Source organism: Pseudomonas sp. 210_17 TE3656 (genome assembly GCF_054821965.1).
Genome location: NZ_JBTRBC010000001.1, coordinates 666,820 through 680,780, shown reverse-complemented (window position 1 = coordinate 680,780; position 13,961 = coordinate 666,820). Strand labels below are relative to the sequence as shown.

Below are 13,961 nucleotides of genomic sequence, written 5' to 3'. Positions count from 1 at the left end.
ATGATCTCCGCGGGTGGAGTGGGCATGATGGCAAATTTGTAGGGGTTTTGCTGGCCTCATCGCGGGGCAAGCCCGCTCCCACAGTGGGAGCGGGCTTGCCCCGCGATGGCTTATCAGGCCAGTTCGCGCGACTCGCGAACCATGTCCACGTGCGGAATGCCCGCCTCGAGGAACTCTTCGCTGACTACCTTGAAGCCAAGGCGCTCGTAGAACGGCGTTGCCTGCACCTGGGCGCTGAGCATCTGCTGCTTGAGGTCGCGATTCTGCGCTTCGACGATAACCGCCTGCATCAGCGCATCGCCGACTTTCAGGCCGCGCCAGTCCTTGAGCACCGATACTCGACCGATCTGACCATCAGCCAGCAGGCGCGCTGTGCCGATGGCGTAGTCACCCTCCATCGCGAGGAAATGCACGGCGCTGTTGTCGTCGGCATCCCACTCCAGTTCTGGCGGTACGCACTGCTCGGCGATGAACACGGCTTCGCGGATGCGGCGGATGTCGGCGTTGTCTTTGTGCCAGTCGGCGAGGCGGACACGGATCTTATTCATTGGCAAACCCCAAGCTTCCTTGTTTGACCAGTTCGCAGATCAAGGTAATGCCTTGATCGTTTTCAAGCCACTGCTCAAGGTTTTCAATATGCAACGCGTCGGCGGCGCAGATCAGCTTCAGCAGTTCGCGCAGCTCACCCGGCAGCAGACGGCTCTGGCCGCTGGCGAACAGCAGCAGGTTGTCATCGACTTCAGACCAGGCCAGGCGTGCGCTTGGGTTGCGGATCAGGATCGCGCCCTGGGCCAGGCTTTCGATCAGTTCCGCTTCGTCCAGCGGCTCACCGCTGACCAGTTCCGGGTAGCGCGGCTCGGTCATGAACTGGCCGAACCAGGTCAGCAGCAGGCGTTCGTCGCCCATGTGCTCGGTCAGCAGGTTCTTCAGGCGGCCAAGGGCGTCGTGCTGGATCTGGTGCGGGTCGCTGACCGGCTGGGCGTCGGCGTCGGTGTAGCGCTCTTCGTCAGGCAGGAACTGGCTGAGGAAGTCGGTGAAGTGGGTCAGCACTTCAGCGGCGCTAGGGGCGCGAAAGCCCACCGAGTAGGTCAGGCAGTCGTCTTCGGCAATGCCGTAGTGGGCCAGACGCGGCGGCAGGTAGAGCATGTCGCCCGGCTCCAGGGTCCACTCTTCGCTTTGCTCGAATTCAGCCAGGATGCGCAGATCGGCATGTTCGAGCAGCGGGCTGTCGCTGTCGCACATCTGGCCGATTTTCCAGTTGCGCTTGCCCTGGCCTTGCAGCAGGAAGACATCGTAGTTGTCGAAGTGCGGGCCGACACTGCCACCCGGAGCAGCGAAGCTGATCATCACGTCGTCGATGCGCCAGCTCGGCAGGAAGCGGAAGTGCTCCAGCAGTTCGTGGACTTCAGGCACAAACTGGTCCACCGCCTGTACCAGCAGGGTCCAGTCACGCTCGGGCAGGGTGCTGAAGGTGTCTTCCTCGAACGGGCCGCGACGCATTTCCCACGGGCGCTCGCCGTGTTCGATGACCAGGCGCGATTCGACTTCTTCTTCCAGGGCCAGGCCGGCCAGTTCGTCGGCGTCGATCGGGCTTTCGAAATCAGTGAAGGCCTGGCGCACCAGCAGAGGTTTCTTCTGCCAGTAGTCGCGCATGAATTCGCGGGCAGTGAGGCCGCCCAGCAGCTGCAGTGGAGTATCAGGATTCATGTGTAACCTATTGAAAAAAAGTAATTTTCTTTCGGTAATAAAAACGCCCGGCTGAGCCGGGCGTTTACGCGCAGGGCGCAGATCAGATGCGTTTGGCTTGAGCCGCAGCGTTACCGATGTAGGAGGCTGGGGTCAGCTTTTTCAGTTCTTCGCGCGCTTCAGCCGGCATGTCCAGGCCATCGATGAAGGTCAGCAGTACTTCCGGGCTGATGCCTTTGCCACGGGTCAGCTCTTTGAGCTTCTCGTAGGGGTTCTCGATGTCGTAGCGGCGCATGACGGTCTGGATCGGCTCGGCGAGGACTTCCCAGCAGGCGTCCAGGTCTTCGGCGATACGGGCTTCGTTGATTTCCAGCTTGCTGATGCCCTTGAGGCTGGCCTCGTAAGCGATCACGCTGTGGGCGAAACCGACGCCCAGGTTACGCAGCACGGTGGAGTCGGTCAGGTCGCGCTGCCAGCGCGAGATCGGCAGCTTGCTGGCCAGGTGCTGGAACAGTGCGTTGGCGATACCCAGGTTGCCTTCGGAGTTCTCGAAGTCGATCGGGTTGACCTTGTGCGGCATGGTCGAGGAACCGATTTCACCCGCGATGGTGCGCTGCTTGAAGTATCCCAGGGAGATGTAGCCCCAGATATCGCGGTCGAAGTCGATCAGGATGGTGTTGAAGCGGGCGATCGCGTCGAACAGCTCGGCGATGTAGTCGTGCGGCTCGATCTGCGTGGTGTACGGGTTGAACACCAGGCCCAGCTCGTCTTCGATGAAGGCGCGGGCGTTGGCTTCCCAGTCGATCTGCGGGTAGGCCGACAGGTGGGCGTTGTAGTTGCCGACGGCGCCGTTGATCTTGCCCAGCAGCGGGACAGCGGCGACCTGAGCGATCTGGCGCTCAAGGCGATAGACGACGTTGGCCAGCTCTTTACCCAGGGTGGTCGGCGAAGCCGGTTGGCCGTGGGTGCGCGAGAGCATCGGCACGTCGGCGAAGCGGTGGGCCAGTTCACGGATGGCCTGGGCGATCTGGCGCATCAGCGGCAGCAGCACGGTATCGCGGCCTTCGCGCAGCATCAGGGCGTGGGACAGGTTGTTGATGTCTTCACTGGTGCAGGCGAAGTGGATGAATTCACTCACCTTGGCCAGCTCTGGCAGCTTGGCAGCCTGCTCTTTGAGCAGGTACTCGATGGCCTTGACGTCGTGGTTGGTGGTGCGCTCGATTTCTTTCACGCGCTCGGCGTGCTCGAGGGCGAACTCATCGGCCAGACCATTGAGCAGTGCATTGGCTTCGGCGGAAAACGCTGGAACTTCAGCGATTTGCGGATGAGCGGCGAGGCGCTGCAACCAGCGCACCTCGACCAGGGCGCGGAAACGGATCAGGCCGTATTCGCTGAAAATAGGGCGCAGGGCCTGGGTTTTGCCGGCATAACGGCCGTCAACAGGGGAAACCGCAGTGAGCGAGGAAAGCTGCATGGGGTGTTCTCGGACAGTCAGGCTTTGAAGAGGGCGCATATCATACATGAAAAATGCGCCCGAGTCGGGTGGCTGACCAATGGTCCGCCAGTAAATATTTGGCTATATCGCGGGGCAAGCCCGCTCCCACAAGTATGAGATGACTCTGTGGGAGCGGGCTTGCTCCGCGATGGCTTTGTCAGCCACGCAACATCGGATACAGCTCTTTGAGCAATTTGCGCCGGCTGATCACCAGCTGCCAGCGATGCCCGCCCAGCTGCCGCCACAGGCGTGCTGCGCGAATGCCGGCGAGCAGCAGGGCGCGGATCTTCGAGGCGTTGCTTGGTTGCTGCAGGTGGCGCATGTCGCCGTGTACCTGGATGCGCTGGCGCAAGGTGCTCAAAGTGTCCTGATACAGGGCGCCGCTGGAGGCAATGACGTTTTCATGCACCAGGCCGAAATGGTCGGCCTGAGACTGGATCTGTGGCAGTCGATTGCCGATCACATCAAGCATGTCGCCACGCTTGGCCAGTTGACGTTCAAGACCAAGCATCGACAATGCGTAGCGCAGCGGCTCGCGTTGCAGACTGCCCGGATCGCGCTCCAGGGCGCTGGCCAGGGCGCGGTAGCCGTCACGCAGGTTGAGGTCGTCGCCGCCGAATACTTCCAGGGTGTTTTGCGGGTCGCGCACCAGCAGGCTGCCCAGCATGCAGCCCAGATTGGCCTCGCTGGCCTGGCCGGTGCGGGCGATGCGGTCCACCAGCACTGCAGCCTGGAACACGCCGCCGAGGGCGATCAGTTGCTCTTGGATCGAGCTCATCAGCGTGCGCTCCACGGCTCGGCCGTTTCGATCACGCCGCCACCCAGGCAGATTTCACCGTCATAGAACACCACCGACTGGCCCGGGGTCACAGCGCGCTGGGGTTCGTCGAACACGGCACGGTAGCCGCTGGCAGTCAGTTCCAGGGTGCAGTCCTGATCGCTCTGGCGGTAGCGGACCTTGGCGGTCAGGCGCCGTGGGCTGGACAGGTCGATCGGGTTGACCCAGAAGATTTCCGATGCGAGCAGGGCGCGGGAGAACAGCCATGGATGCTCATTGCCTTGACCTACCACCAGCACGTTGCGGGCGAGGTCTTTTTCCAGCACGTACCACGGCTCGTCGCCGGCGTCCTTGAGGCCGCCGATGCCCAGGCCCTGGCGCTGGCCGATGGTGTGGTACATCAAGCCGTGATGACGACCGATGACTTCGCCTTCAGTGGTCTGGATTTCACCAGGCTGTGCTGGCAGGTACTGCTTGAGGAAGTCGCTGAAGCGGCGCTCTCCGATAAAGCAGATGCCGGTGGAGTCTTTCTTCTTCGCTGTGGCCAGGCCGTGTTTCTCGGCAATGGCGCGTACTTCGGGCTTTTCCAGCTCGCCAACCGGGAACAGAGTGCGGGCAATTTCCTTGCCGCCGACGGCGTGCAGGAAGTAGCTCTGGTCCTTGTTCGGGTCCAGGCCCTTGAGCAGTTCGGTGCGGCCGTCCGTGTCGCGGCGGCGCACGTAGTGGCCGGTGGCGATCAGGTCGGCGCCGAGCATCAGGGCGTAGTCGAGGAACGCCTTGAACTTGATTTCGCGGTTGCACAGGATGTCCGGGTTCGGCGTGCGTCCGGCCTTGTACTCGGCCAGGAAGTGTTCGAAGACGTTGTCCCAGTATTCGGCGGCGAAGTTGGCGGTATGCAGCTTGATGCCGATGCGGTCGCATACGGCCTGGGCGTCGGCCAGGTCTTCGCGGGCGGTGCAGTATTCGGTGCCGTCGTCCTCTTCCCAGTTCTTCATGAACAGGCCTTCCACCTGGTAGCCCTGCTCCATCAGCAGGAGGGCGGAGACGGAAGAGTCCACGCCGCCGGACATGCCGACAATAACGCGTGTCTTTTCGGGTTCGTAAAGTGCTGGACTGGTCATAGGTACCGGCTGTGTATCTGGAAAAAGACAACGATTCTATCAGGCTGCGGCCTTCAAGGCATCGTCACTGTCAGTCGCGGATCAATGCCAGGCTGTGCAGCGGCCCGGCCAGGTAGTCGTCGATACAGCGTGGCACCAACTCGCTGCGCCAGCGTTCAGGGTCTGCCAGCAATTCGTCGCGGGTCAGCCATGCGGCGCGGACGATGTCGCTGTCCAGGGCGCGCTCGGGGTGATGCTTGAGTGGGCGGGCGGCGAAGCACACGCGCTGGTAGGTCACACCGTTACTCGGGGCGGTATAGAGGTAGATGCCGACCACACCGGTCAGTTCGACTTCCCAGGCGGTTTCTTCGAGGGTTTCACGGCGGGCGGCGTCGAGCAGGCTCTCGTTGGCTTCCAGGTGCCCGGCGGGTTGGTTGTAGACGTGTTTGCCGGCTTTGAATTCCTCGACCATGAGGAAGCGGCCCTGGTCTTCGATGATAGTGGCGACGGTGATGTGGGGTTGCCAGGTCATGCAGTCGGTCCTGTGGTGGTAGCCCGGAAAAGCAGAAGCCCCGGTGCGTGGCCGGGGCTTCCGATGTTACGTCAAGCGAACCTTACAGGGCGGCAATCGCGCTGTTGAGGGTCTGGCTCGGGCGCATCACTTTGCTGGTCAGCTCGGCATCCGGGTAGTAGTAACCACCGATTTCAGCCGGCTTGCCCTGAACGGCGTTGAGTTCGGCGACGATGGTCGCTTCGTTCTCGGCCAGGGCTTTTGCCAGTGGGGCGAAGCGCGCTTGCAGGGCGGCGTCTTCGGTCTGGGCGGCCAGTGCCTGGGCCCAGAACAGGGTCAGGTAGAAGTGGCTGCCACGGTTGTCGATACCGCCGACCTTTCGGGCTGGCGACTTGTTCTCGTCGAGGAACTTGCCGGTAGCCTGATCCAGGGTGTTGGCCAGGACCTGGGCCTTGGCGTTGCCGTAGGCGCTGCTTAGGTGTTCCAGGGAGGCGGCCAGGGCCAGGAATTCGCCCAGGGAATCCCAGCGCAGGAAGTTCTCTTCAACCAGTTGCTGTACGTGTTTCGGTGCCGAACCGCCGGCGCCGGTTTCGAACAGGCCGCCGTTGTTCATCAGCGGCACGATCGACAGCATCTTGGCGCTGGTGCCCAGCTCCATGATCGGGAACAGGTCGGTCAGGTAGTCGCGCAGTACGTTACCGGTTACCGAGATGGTGTCCTGGCCAGCACGGATGCGCTGCAGGGAAACCTTCATCGCCTCGACAGGCGACAAGACGCGTATGTCCAGGCCAGCGGTGTCGTGGTCTTTCAGGTACTTCTGGACCTTCTCGATCAGCACGCCGTCGTGGGCACGCTGCGGGTCAAGCCAGAACAGCGCCGGGGTGTTGCTGGCGCGGGCGCGGTTGACGGCCAGTTTGACCCAGTCCTGGATCGGCGCGTCTTTGGTCTGGCACATGCGGAAGATGTCGCCGGCTTCGACTTCCTGCGACAGCAGCAGGTTGCCCTTGCCGTCAACTACACGGATCACGCCGTCGGCCTTGGCCTGGAAGGTCTTGTCGTGCGAGCCGTACTCTTCGGCTTTCTGCGCCATCAGGCCAACGTTCGGTACGCTGCCCATGGTGGTCGGATCGAAGGCGCCGTGTTGCTTGCAGTCTTCGATAACGGCCTGGTAGATGGTCGCGTAGCAACGGTCCGGGATGACTGCCTTGGTGTCTTGCAACTGACCTTCGGTGTTCCACATCTTGCCCGAGTCACGGATCATCGCCGGCATCGAGGCGTCGACGATGACGTCGCTTGGCACGTGCAGGTTGGTGATGCCCTTGTCGGAGTTGACCATGGCCAGCGCCGGGCGCACGTCGTAGACGGCTTTGACGTCGGCTTCGATCTGCGCCTGCTGTTCAGCTGGCAGGGCCTTGATGCGGGCGTACAGGTCGCCGATACCGTTGTTCAGGTTGAAGCCGATCTCTTCCAGTACAGCTGCGTGCTTGTTCAGCGCGTCCTGGTAGTACTCGGCAACGATCTGGCCGAACATGATCGGGTCAGAGACCTTCATCATGGTGGCTTTGAGGTGTACCGACAGCAGTACGCCTTTGGCCTTGGCGTCTTCGATTTCGGCGGCGATGAACTTGCGCAGGGCTTTGGTGCTCAATACTGCGCAGTCGATGATCTCGCCAGCTTTGACCGAGGTCTTTTCTTTCAGAACGGTGGTGGTGCCGTTCTTGTCCAGCAGTTCGATGCGCAGGCTGTCATCGGCTTCGATCAGCGCGGCTTTCTCGCTGCCGTAGAAGTCGCCGTGGCTCATGTGTGCCACGTGGGACTTGGAGTCGGCAGCCCAGGCGCCCATCTTGTGCGGGTGCTTGCGTGCGTAGTTCTTGACCGACAGCGGCGCGCGGCGGTCGGAGTTGCCTTCGCGCAGAACCGGGTTTACGGCGCTGCCCTTGATGCGGTCGTAGCGAGCCTTGGCTTCTTTCTCGACATCGGTAGCGGCGGCTTCAGGGTAGTCAGGAACGTTGAAGCCCTTGGCTTGCAGTTCCTTGATCGCGGCTTTGAGCTGCGGTACCGAGGCGCTGATGTTCGGCAGCTTGATGATGTTGGCTTCTGGCGTGGTTGCCAGTTGGCCCAGTTCTGCCAGGTGGTCGGCCACTTGCTTGTCGGCGCCGAGCTGTTCAGGGAAGGCAGAAAGGATGCGGCCGGCCAGAGAGATGTCCCGGGTTTCTACGGCGATGTCGGCGCAAGCGGTGAAGGCTTCGACGATGGGGAGCAGTGAATAGGTGGCGAGGGCAGGGGCTTCGTCAGTGAAGGTGTAGATGATCTTGGATCGGGTGGGCATATTCGGGTTAACTCTCTGTTTTGCTGAGCGTGCGCAGAATCTCGAAGTGCGCAGGGTAGGCGCTTCGCTCAGACACATCTATGAGCAGAAGGTCGAGGGTTCTGTGCAGTGATGGTGGATTGCATCAGTCGAGTGTCAAACGGCTGAACTGCGGTAACAGCCCAGTCAGGTCGGGGTTGAATGACGGTTCGCCCCAGTGACCCTTTGGTCACCGGCCGAGTATATCAAATCCTTGCTCGTAATCATCAAGGTCAACGTGTAACAGCGCCTTTTTTAGACCAAAGATGTAGGTGCGCGAGCTCCAATTTGGTGCATTCGCAGCCATGGTTCCCGTTGCCGTGCATCTGGGGTACGCTCTGGGGATCCAGATGACGTACCACACCAAAAAAAACGGAGTGCAGCATGGGATACCAGAAAATCAAGGTTCCGGCAGTCGGCGACAAAATCACCGTCAATGCGGACCATTCTCTCAATGTTCCTGATAATCCGATCATCCCGTTCATCGAAGGCGACGGCATTGGCGTAGACGTCAGTCCCGTCATGATCAAAGTGGTCGATGCTGCTGTAGAGAAAGCCTATGGGGGCAAGCGCAAGATTTCCTGGATGGAAGTCTACGCCGGTGAGAAGGCCACCCAGGTGTATGACCAGGATACCTGGCTGCCCCAGGAAACCCTGGACGCGGTCAAAGATTACGTCGTCTCCATCAAAGGTCCGCTGACCACCCCGGTCGGTGGAGGTATTCGCTCCCTTAACGTGGCTCTGCGCCAGCAACTGGATCTGTATGTCTGCCTGCGTCCGGTGGTGTGGTTCCAGGGTGTGCCGAGCCCGGTGAAAAAGCCGGGTGACGTCGACATGGTGATCTTCCGCGAAAACTCCGAAGACATTTATGCCGGTATCGAATGGAAGGCCGGTTCGCCTGAGGCGACCAAAGTCATCAAGTTCCTGAAAGAAGAAATGGGTGTCACCAAGATCCGTTTCGACCAGGATTGCGGCATCGGCATCAAGCCGGTATCGAAGGAAGGCACCCAGCGCCTGGTGCGCAAGGCTCTGCAGTACGTAGTGGACAACGACCGCAAGTCGTTGACCATCGTGCACAAGGGCAACATCATGAAGTTCACCGAAGGTGCCTTCAAGGACTGGGGTTACGAGATCGCCAAGAACGAATTCGGTGCTGAGCTGCTCGATGGCGGCCCATGGATGAAGTTCAAGAACCCGAAAACCGGTCGTGAAGTCATCGTCAAGGACGCCATCGCTGACGCCATGCTCCAGCAGATCCTGCTGCGTCCGGCCGAATATGACGTGATTGCCACCCTTAACCTCAACGGTGACTACCTCTCCGATGCCCTGGCGGCAGAAGTGGGTGGTATCGGTATTGCGCCGGGCGCTAACCTGTCCGACACCGTGGCCATGTTCGAAGCCACCCACGGTACCGCGCCGAAATACGCCGGCAAGGACCAGGTCAACCCGGGTTCGGTGATCCTCTCGGCCGAAATGATGCTGCGCCACCTGGGCTGGACCGAGGCGGCTGACCTGATCATCAAGGGTACCAATGGTGCCATCGCGGCTAAAACCGTGACTTATGACTTCGAGCGCCTGATGGATGGTGCGACGTTGGTCAGTAGCTCCGGTTTTGGTGATGCGCTGATCAAACACATGTAATCAGCACAAAAAACCGGCCAGCCCCTGCGGGCTGGCCGGTTTTTTTTTGTCTGGGGGATCAGGCCTTGACTGTTTCCGGGTTGGGGTTGGGGGTGGTGGCGGCGGGTTGAACGGTTGCACTGGTGATGTTCACCGCGTGCATGCCTTTGGGGCCCTGGATAATCTCGAACTTGACGGGTTGACCGGCTTTCAATGTTTTATAGCCGTCCATCTGAATGGCCGAGTAGTGTGCAAACAGATCCTCTGTTTTCCCGTCTTCATTGATGAAGCCATAGCCCTTGGCATTGTTGAACCACTTGACTTTACCGCTTGCCATCCTCATATCCCTCTGCAAAGGACTCCATCACTGGAGTATCATCCACTCCATCCGCATATGAACCTGCGAAAATTCTGGTTGACTGCGCGGATCTTTATCGACCACGGTGGGTTCTTATTGGTTGTAACACCGTTTTGCCGATAGTCAAGGTGAGGTGGCGGCAGTTGCCCGTCGCCTGTGCGGTCAATCCATAATCCAACCTGTCGAAATGATGAAATTCTTTCCATGCATGCACATAGCCAGATTCGACTAACATTCAATCAGGATCGCCCGCAATCGCATGAGGACGATGGTTCTGGCCTGGCGGTACAGGAGGCCAAGCCGGCCCTGCAAGCACCACCCATGTACAAGGTGGTTTTGTTCAACGATGACTACACACCGATGGATTTCGTCGTCGAAGTGCTCGAGGTGTTTTTTAACCTGAATCGCGAGCTGGCGACCAAGGTCATGCTAGCCGTCCATACAGAAGGACGGGCAGTATGCGGATTGTTTACCCGTGACATCGCCGAGACCAAGGCCATGCAGGTCAACCAATACGCAAGGGAAAGCCAGCATCCGCTACTCTGTGAAATCGAGAAGGACGGTTAATCGCCGGCCACTTGGGTATGAGGTGAAGCTATGTTAAACCGCGAGCTCGAAGTCACCCTCAATCTGGCCTTCAAGGAGGCGCGCTCGAAACGTCATGAATTCATGACCGTCGAGCACCTGCTGCTGGCACTATTGGATAATGAGGCCGCCGCGACCGTTCTGCGCGCCTGCGGCGCGAACCTCGACAAACTCAAACACGACCTGCAGGAGTTTATTGACTCCACCACGCCGTTGATTCCCGTGCATGACGAGGATCGCGAAACCCAGCCAACCCTGGGCTTCCAGCGGGTGTTGCAGCGCGCAGTCTTTCATGTCCAGAGCTCGGGCAAGCGTGAAGTCACCGGCGCCAATGTGCTGGTAGCGATTTTCAGCGAACAGGAAAGCCAGGCTGTGTTCCTGCTCAAGCAGCAGAGCGTGGCGCGTATCGACGTGGTCAATTACATCGCCCATGGCATCTCCAAGGTGCCGGGCCATGGTGAGCACTCCGAGGGCGAGCAGGATATGCAGGACGAGGACGGCGGTGAAACTTCATCGTCGGGCAATCCACTGGATGCCTATGCCAGCAACCTCAACGAGCAGGCCCGTCAAGGGCGCATCGACCCGCTGGTCGGTCGCGAGCTTGAGGTCGAGCGCGTAGCGCAGATCCTTGCTCGTCGGCGCAAGAACAACCCGCTGCTGGTCGGTGAGGCTGGTGTCGGCAAGACGGCCATCGCCGAAGGCCTGGCCAAGCGTATCGTCGATGGCCAGGTGCCCGACCTGCTGGCGCAAAGCGTGGTCTATTCCCTGGATCTGGGCGCTTTGCTGGCTGGTACCAAGTACCGCGGCGACTTCGAGAAGCGCTTCAAGGCGCTGCTCAACGAGTTGCGCAAACGGCCACAAGCAATCCTGTTTATCGACGAAATTCACACCATTATCGGTGCAGGTGCAGCTTCCGGTGGCGTCATGGATGCCTCCAACCTGCTCAAGCCATTGCTGTCTTCGGGTGATATCCGTTGCATCGGTTCGACCACCTTCCAGGAGTTTCGCGGGATCTTCGAGAAGGATCGCGCCCTGGCGCGGCGCTTCCAGAAGGTTGATGTCAGCGAGCCATCGGTGGAAGACACCGTGGGCATCCTGCGTGGCCTCAAGGGGCGTTTCGAGTCTCATCACAATATCGAATACAGTGATGAAGCCTTGCGCGCCGCTGCCGAGCTGGCAGCTCGTTACATCAATGATCGGCACATGCCCGACAAGGCCATCGATGTGATCGACGAGGCCGGCGCCTACCAGCGCCTGCAACCGGTGGAGATGCGCGTCAAGCGTATCGATGTGCCACAAGTCGAGGACATCGTCGCGAAAATCGCGCGGATTCCGCCTAAGCACGTCACCAGCTCCGACAAAGAGCTGCTGCGTAACCTTGAGCGTGATCTGAAGCTGACCGTTTTCGGTCAGGATGCAGCGATCGATTCGCTGGCGACTGCAATCAAGTTGTCGCGTGCCGGCTTGAAGTCGCCGGACAAACCAGTGGGCTCGTTCCTGTTCGCCGGCCCTACCGGTGTCGGTAAAACTGAGGCGGCGCGTCAGCTGGCCAAAGCCTTGGGCGTCGAGCTGGTGCGTTTCGACATGTCCGAGTATATGGAGCGTCATACCGTATCGCGCTTGATCGGTGCGCCTCCGGGCTATGTTGGGTTCGACCAGGGTGGTTTGCTCACCGAGGCCATTACCAAGCAACCGCATTGCGTATTGCTGCTCGATGAAATCGAGAAGGCCCATCCGGAAGTCTTCAACCTGCTGCTGCAGGTGATGGACCACGGTACCCTGACCGACAACAACGGGCGCAAAGCGGACTTCCGCAACGTCATTGTGATCATGACCACCAACGCCGGTGCTGAAACCGCTGCGCGAGCCTCGATTGGCTTCACCCAGCAGGATCACTCTTCCGACGCCATGGAAGTGATCAAGAAGAGCTTCACGCCGGAATTCCGCAACCGTTTGGACACCATTATCCAGTTTGGTCGCCTGAACCACGAAGTGATCAAGAGCGTGGTGGACAAGTTCCTTACCGAGCTGCAGGCGCAACTGGAAGACAAGCGCGTGCTGCTGGAGGTGAGCGATGCGGCGCGCAGCTGGCTGGCGGCGGGTGGCTACGATGCGCAGATGGGTGCGCGGCCAATGGCGCGGCTGATCCAGGACAAGATCAAGCGGCCATTGGCCGAAGAGATCCTGTTCGGCGAGCTGGCCGAGCATGGCGGTGTGGTGCACATCGACATTCGCGATGGCGAGCTGGTGTTCGAGTTCGAGACCACGGCTGAGATGGCGTAACGGCTAATCGCCGGCAAAGCCGGCTCCCACGGGTAGGGTGTATGCCCAGTCTGTGGGAGTCGGCCTTGCCGGCGATGCTTTTCGAAGACCAACAAAAACGCCCGGCATATAGCCGGGCGTTTTTGTTGGTGTCGCTTAGCGGGCGCGGTAGGTGATGCGCCCCTTGCTCAGGTCGTAAGGCGTCAGTTCGACGCGGACCTTGTCACCGGTCAGAATACGAATGTAGTTCTTGCGCATTTTTCCGGAGATATGCGCGGTAACGACGTGCCCATTTTCCAACTCCACACGGAACATGGTGTTGGGCAGGGTGTCGACGACAGTGCCTTCCATTTCGAAGCTGTCTTCTTTCGACATGCAGTAAAGCCCTCGGTGTCCAGTTAATGGCCCGGTGCACAACTGCGCCAGGCAAAAAAAGTGGCGTGCATTGTGCCCGAAAACTGGATTTTAAGCCAATGATTTCAGTTCAGGGTTACCCAGCGCTGATTGATCAACAGCTCAATGGGGCGGTACTGGGTTTTGTAGTTCATCTTTTTGCAGTTTTTGATCCAGTAACCGAGGTAGACCGCATCCAGACCCTGGCGCAGGGCTTCGGTGATCTGCCAGAGGATGGCAAAGCGCCCCAGGCTACGGCGCTCTTCGTCGGGGTCGTAGAAGGTGTAGACCGCCGACAGGCCATTGGGCAGCAGGTCGGTGACCGCTACGGCGACCAGACGGCCGTTGAGGCGGAACTCGTAGAAGCGGGAGAACGGCAGGTCACGGACCAGGAAGGTGGCAAACTGATCGCGGCTGGGCGGGTACATGTCACCGTCAGCATGGCGTTGTTCGATGTAGCGCCGGTACAGCTCGAAGTACTCCTCCTTGAACGCTGGGCGTGCGGCGTTGACGGTCAGGTCGGCATTGCGCTTGAGGATGCGTTTCTGCTGACGGTTGGGTAGAAAGCGCGCAGCCGGAATCCGCGCCGGCACACAGGCGTTGCAGTTTTGGCAATGCGGGCGATACAGGTGGTCGCCGCTACGCCGGAAGCCCATTTCCGACAGGTCTGCGTAGACGTTCACATCCATCGGCTGGCTCGGGTCGAGAAACAGCGTGGTGGCCTGTTCGTCTGGCAGGTAACTGCAGGAATGGGGTTGAGTGGCATAAAACTTCAACCGCGCCAGCTCTGTCATGATCAACCCCTCGGGAGGTGCTTTAGATTTAA

Annotated in this window: 13 protein-coding genes; 3 read left to right on the top strand and 10 right to left on the bottom strand. The window is 60.0% G+C overall.

All coding sequences use genetic code 11. The annotated features are described in order from the left end of the window. Positions 1-113: 113 nt before the first annotated feature. The 7 genes from ACVI9W_RS03315 to ACVI9W_RS03285 all read right to left on the bottom strand — a co-directional run bounded on the left by ACVI9W_RS03315 (position 114) and on the right by ACVI9W_RS03285 (position 7,899). Positions 114-548 (bottom strand): GNAT family N-acetyltransferase, encoded by a 435-nt coding sequence (locus ACVI9W_RS03315; protein WP_038612808.1) that lies wholly within the window; start codon positions 546-548, stop codon positions 114-116. Then, positions 541-1,707 (bottom strand): ribosomal protein uL16 3-hydroxylase, encoded by a 1,167-nt coding sequence (locus ACVI9W_RS03310; RefSeq protein ID WP_461529188.1) that lies wholly within the window; start codon positions 1,705-1,707, stop codon positions 541-543. Before ACVI9W_RS03310 ends, ACVI9W_RS03315 begins: the two co-directional genes overlap by 8 nt. Positions 1,708-1,789: 82 nt before the next feature. After that, positions 1,790-3,160: an adenylosuccinate lyase gene (gene purB / locus ACVI9W_RS03305; RefSeq protein WP_191832106.1), complete on the bottom strand. Its 1,371-nt coding sequence runs from the start codon at positions 3,158-3,160 to the stop codon at positions 1,790-1,792. 178 nt (positions 3,161-3,338) lie between these two features. Further along, the gene (gene hflD / locus ACVI9W_RS03300; protein WP_038612804.1) at positions 3,339-3,959 is read right to left on the bottom strand and encodes a high frequency lysogenization protein HflD; all 621 of its coding nucleotides are present in this window, start codon (positions 3,957-3,959) and stop codon (positions 3,339-3,341) included. Continuing rightward, positions 3,959-5,080 carry a tRNA 2-thiouridine(34) synthase MnmA gene (gene mnmA / locus ACVI9W_RS03295; RefSeq protein ID WP_157193219.1) on the bottom strand — a complete coding sequence of 374 codons (1,122 nt, stop codon included), beginning with the start codon at positions 5,078-5,080 and terminating at the stop codon, positions 3,959-3,961. Before mnmA ends, hflD begins: the two co-directional genes overlap by 1 nt. A gap of 70 nt (positions 5,081-5,150) precedes the next feature. Further along, positions 5,151-5,591 (bottom strand): NUDIX hydrolase, encoded by a 441-nt coding sequence (locus tag ACVI9W_RS03290; RefSeq protein WP_191832104.1) that lies wholly within the window; start codon positions 5,589-5,591, stop codon positions 5,151-5,153. Positions 5,592-5,673: 82 nt separating this feature from the next. After that, entirely contained in the window at positions 5,674-7,899 is a 2,226-nt protein-coding gene (locus ACVI9W_RS03285) for an NADP-dependent isocitrate dehydrogenase (protein ID WP_461529187.1), read from the bottom strand. A gap of 402 nt (positions 7,900-8,301) precedes the next feature. Here ACVI9W_RS03285 and icd point away from each other — a divergent pair, with 402 nt between their 5' ends. Next, a complete protein-coding gene (icd, locus tag ACVI9W_RS03280; protein ID WP_038612798.1) occupies positions 8,302-9,558 on the top strand; it encodes an NADP-dependent isocitrate dehydrogenase in 1,257 nt (418 codons plus the stop codon). Between the two features lie 58 nt (positions 9,559-9,616). Here icd and cspD read toward each other — a convergent pair whose 3' ends face one another. Next, on the bottom strand, positions 9,617-9,874 hold the full coding sequence (gene cspD / locus ACVI9W_RS03275) for a cold shock domain-containing protein CspD (protein ID WP_461529186.1): 258 nt from the start codon (positions 9,872-9,874) through the stop codon (positions 9,617-9,619). Positions 9,875-10,099: 225 nt separating this feature from the next. Here cspD and clpS point away from each other — a divergent pair, with 225 nt between their 5' ends. Together clpS and clpA are read left to right on the top strand one after the other, a co-directional pair. Continuing rightward, entirely contained in the window at positions 10,100-10,462 is a 363-nt protein-coding gene (gene clpS, locus ACVI9W_RS03270) for an ATP-dependent Clp protease adapter ClpS (protein WP_009400967.1), read from the top strand. A 30-nt stretch (positions 10,463-10,492) separates the two neighbouring features. Beyond that, positions 10,493-12,763: an ATP-dependent Clp protease ATP-binding subunit ClpA gene (clpA, locus tag ACVI9W_RS03265; RefSeq protein WP_422421129.1), complete on the top strand. Its 2,271-nt coding sequence runs from the start codon at positions 10,493-10,495 to the stop codon at positions 12,761-12,763. A gap of 135 nt (positions 12,764-12,898) precedes the next feature. Here clpA and infA read toward each other — a convergent pair whose 3' ends face one another. Together infA and ACVI9W_RS03255 are read right to left on the bottom strand one after the other, a co-directional pair. Next, positions 12,899-13,117, bottom strand: coding sequence for a translation initiation factor IF-1 (gene infA / locus ACVI9W_RS03260; RefSeq protein ID WP_002553999.1), 219 nt, complete (start codon positions 13,115-13,117; stop codon positions 12,899-12,901). A 104-nt stretch (positions 13,118-13,221) separates the two neighbouring features. Beyond that, positions 13,222-13,929 carry an arginyltransferase gene (locus ACVI9W_RS03255; RefSeq protein ID WP_038612790.1) on the bottom strand — a complete coding sequence of 236 codons (708 nt, stop codon included), beginning with the start codon at positions 13,927-13,929 and terminating at the stop codon, positions 13,222-13,224. Positions 13,930-13,961 lie beyond the last annotated feature (32 nt).

Bases quoted from the DNA above. Each gene is read 5' to 3' on its own strand.
- cspD (WP_461529186.1), bottom strand. From the start codon at position 9,874: ATGGCAAGCGGTAAAGTCAAGTGGTTCAACAATGCCAAGGGCTATGGC.
- clpS (WP_009400967.1), top strand. From the start codon at position 10,100: ATGCATGCACATAGCCAGATTCGACTAACATTCAATCAGGATCGCCCG.
- clpA (WP_422421129.1), top strand. From the start codon at position 10,493: ATGTTAAACCGCGAGCTCGAAGTCACCCTCAATCTGGCCTTCAAGGAG.
- mnmA (WP_157193219.1), bottom strand. From the start codon at position 5,080: ATGACCAGTCCAGCACTTTACGAACCCGAAAAGACACGCGTTATTGTC.
- ACVI9W_RS03290 (WP_191832104.1), bottom strand. From the start codon at position 5,591: ATGACCTGGCAACCCCACATCACCGTCGCCACTATCATCGAAGACCAG.
- infA (WP_002553999.1), bottom strand. From the start codon at position 13,117: ATGTCGAAAGAAGACAGCTTCGAAATGGAAGGCACTGTCGTCGACACC.
- hflD (WP_038612804.1), bottom strand. From the start codon at position 3,959: ATGAGCTCGATCCAAGAGCAACTGATCGCCCTCGGCGGCGTGTTCCAG.
- ACVI9W_RS03315 (WP_038612808.1), bottom strand. From the start codon at position 548: ATGAATAAGATCCGTGTCCGCCTCGCCGACTGGCACAAAGACAACGCC.
- icd (WP_038612798.1), top strand. From the start codon at position 8,302: ATGGGATACCAGAAAATCAAGGTTCCGGCAGTCGGCGACAAAATCACC.
- purB (WP_191832106.1), bottom strand. From the start codon at position 3,160: ATGCAGCTTTCCTCGCTCACTGCGGTTTCCCCTGTTGACGGCCGTTAT.
- ACVI9W_RS03285 (WP_461529187.1), bottom strand. From the start codon at position 7,899: ATGCCCACCCGATCCAAGATCATCTACACCTTCACTGACGAAGCCCCT.
- ACVI9W_RS03255 (WP_038612790.1), bottom strand. From the start codon at position 13,929: ATGACAGAGCTGGCGCGGTTGAAGTTTTATGCCACTCAACCCCATTCC.
- ACVI9W_RS03310 (WP_461529188.1), bottom strand. From the start codon at position 1,707: ATGAATCCTGATACTCCACTGCAGCTGCTGGGCGGCCTCACTGCCCGC.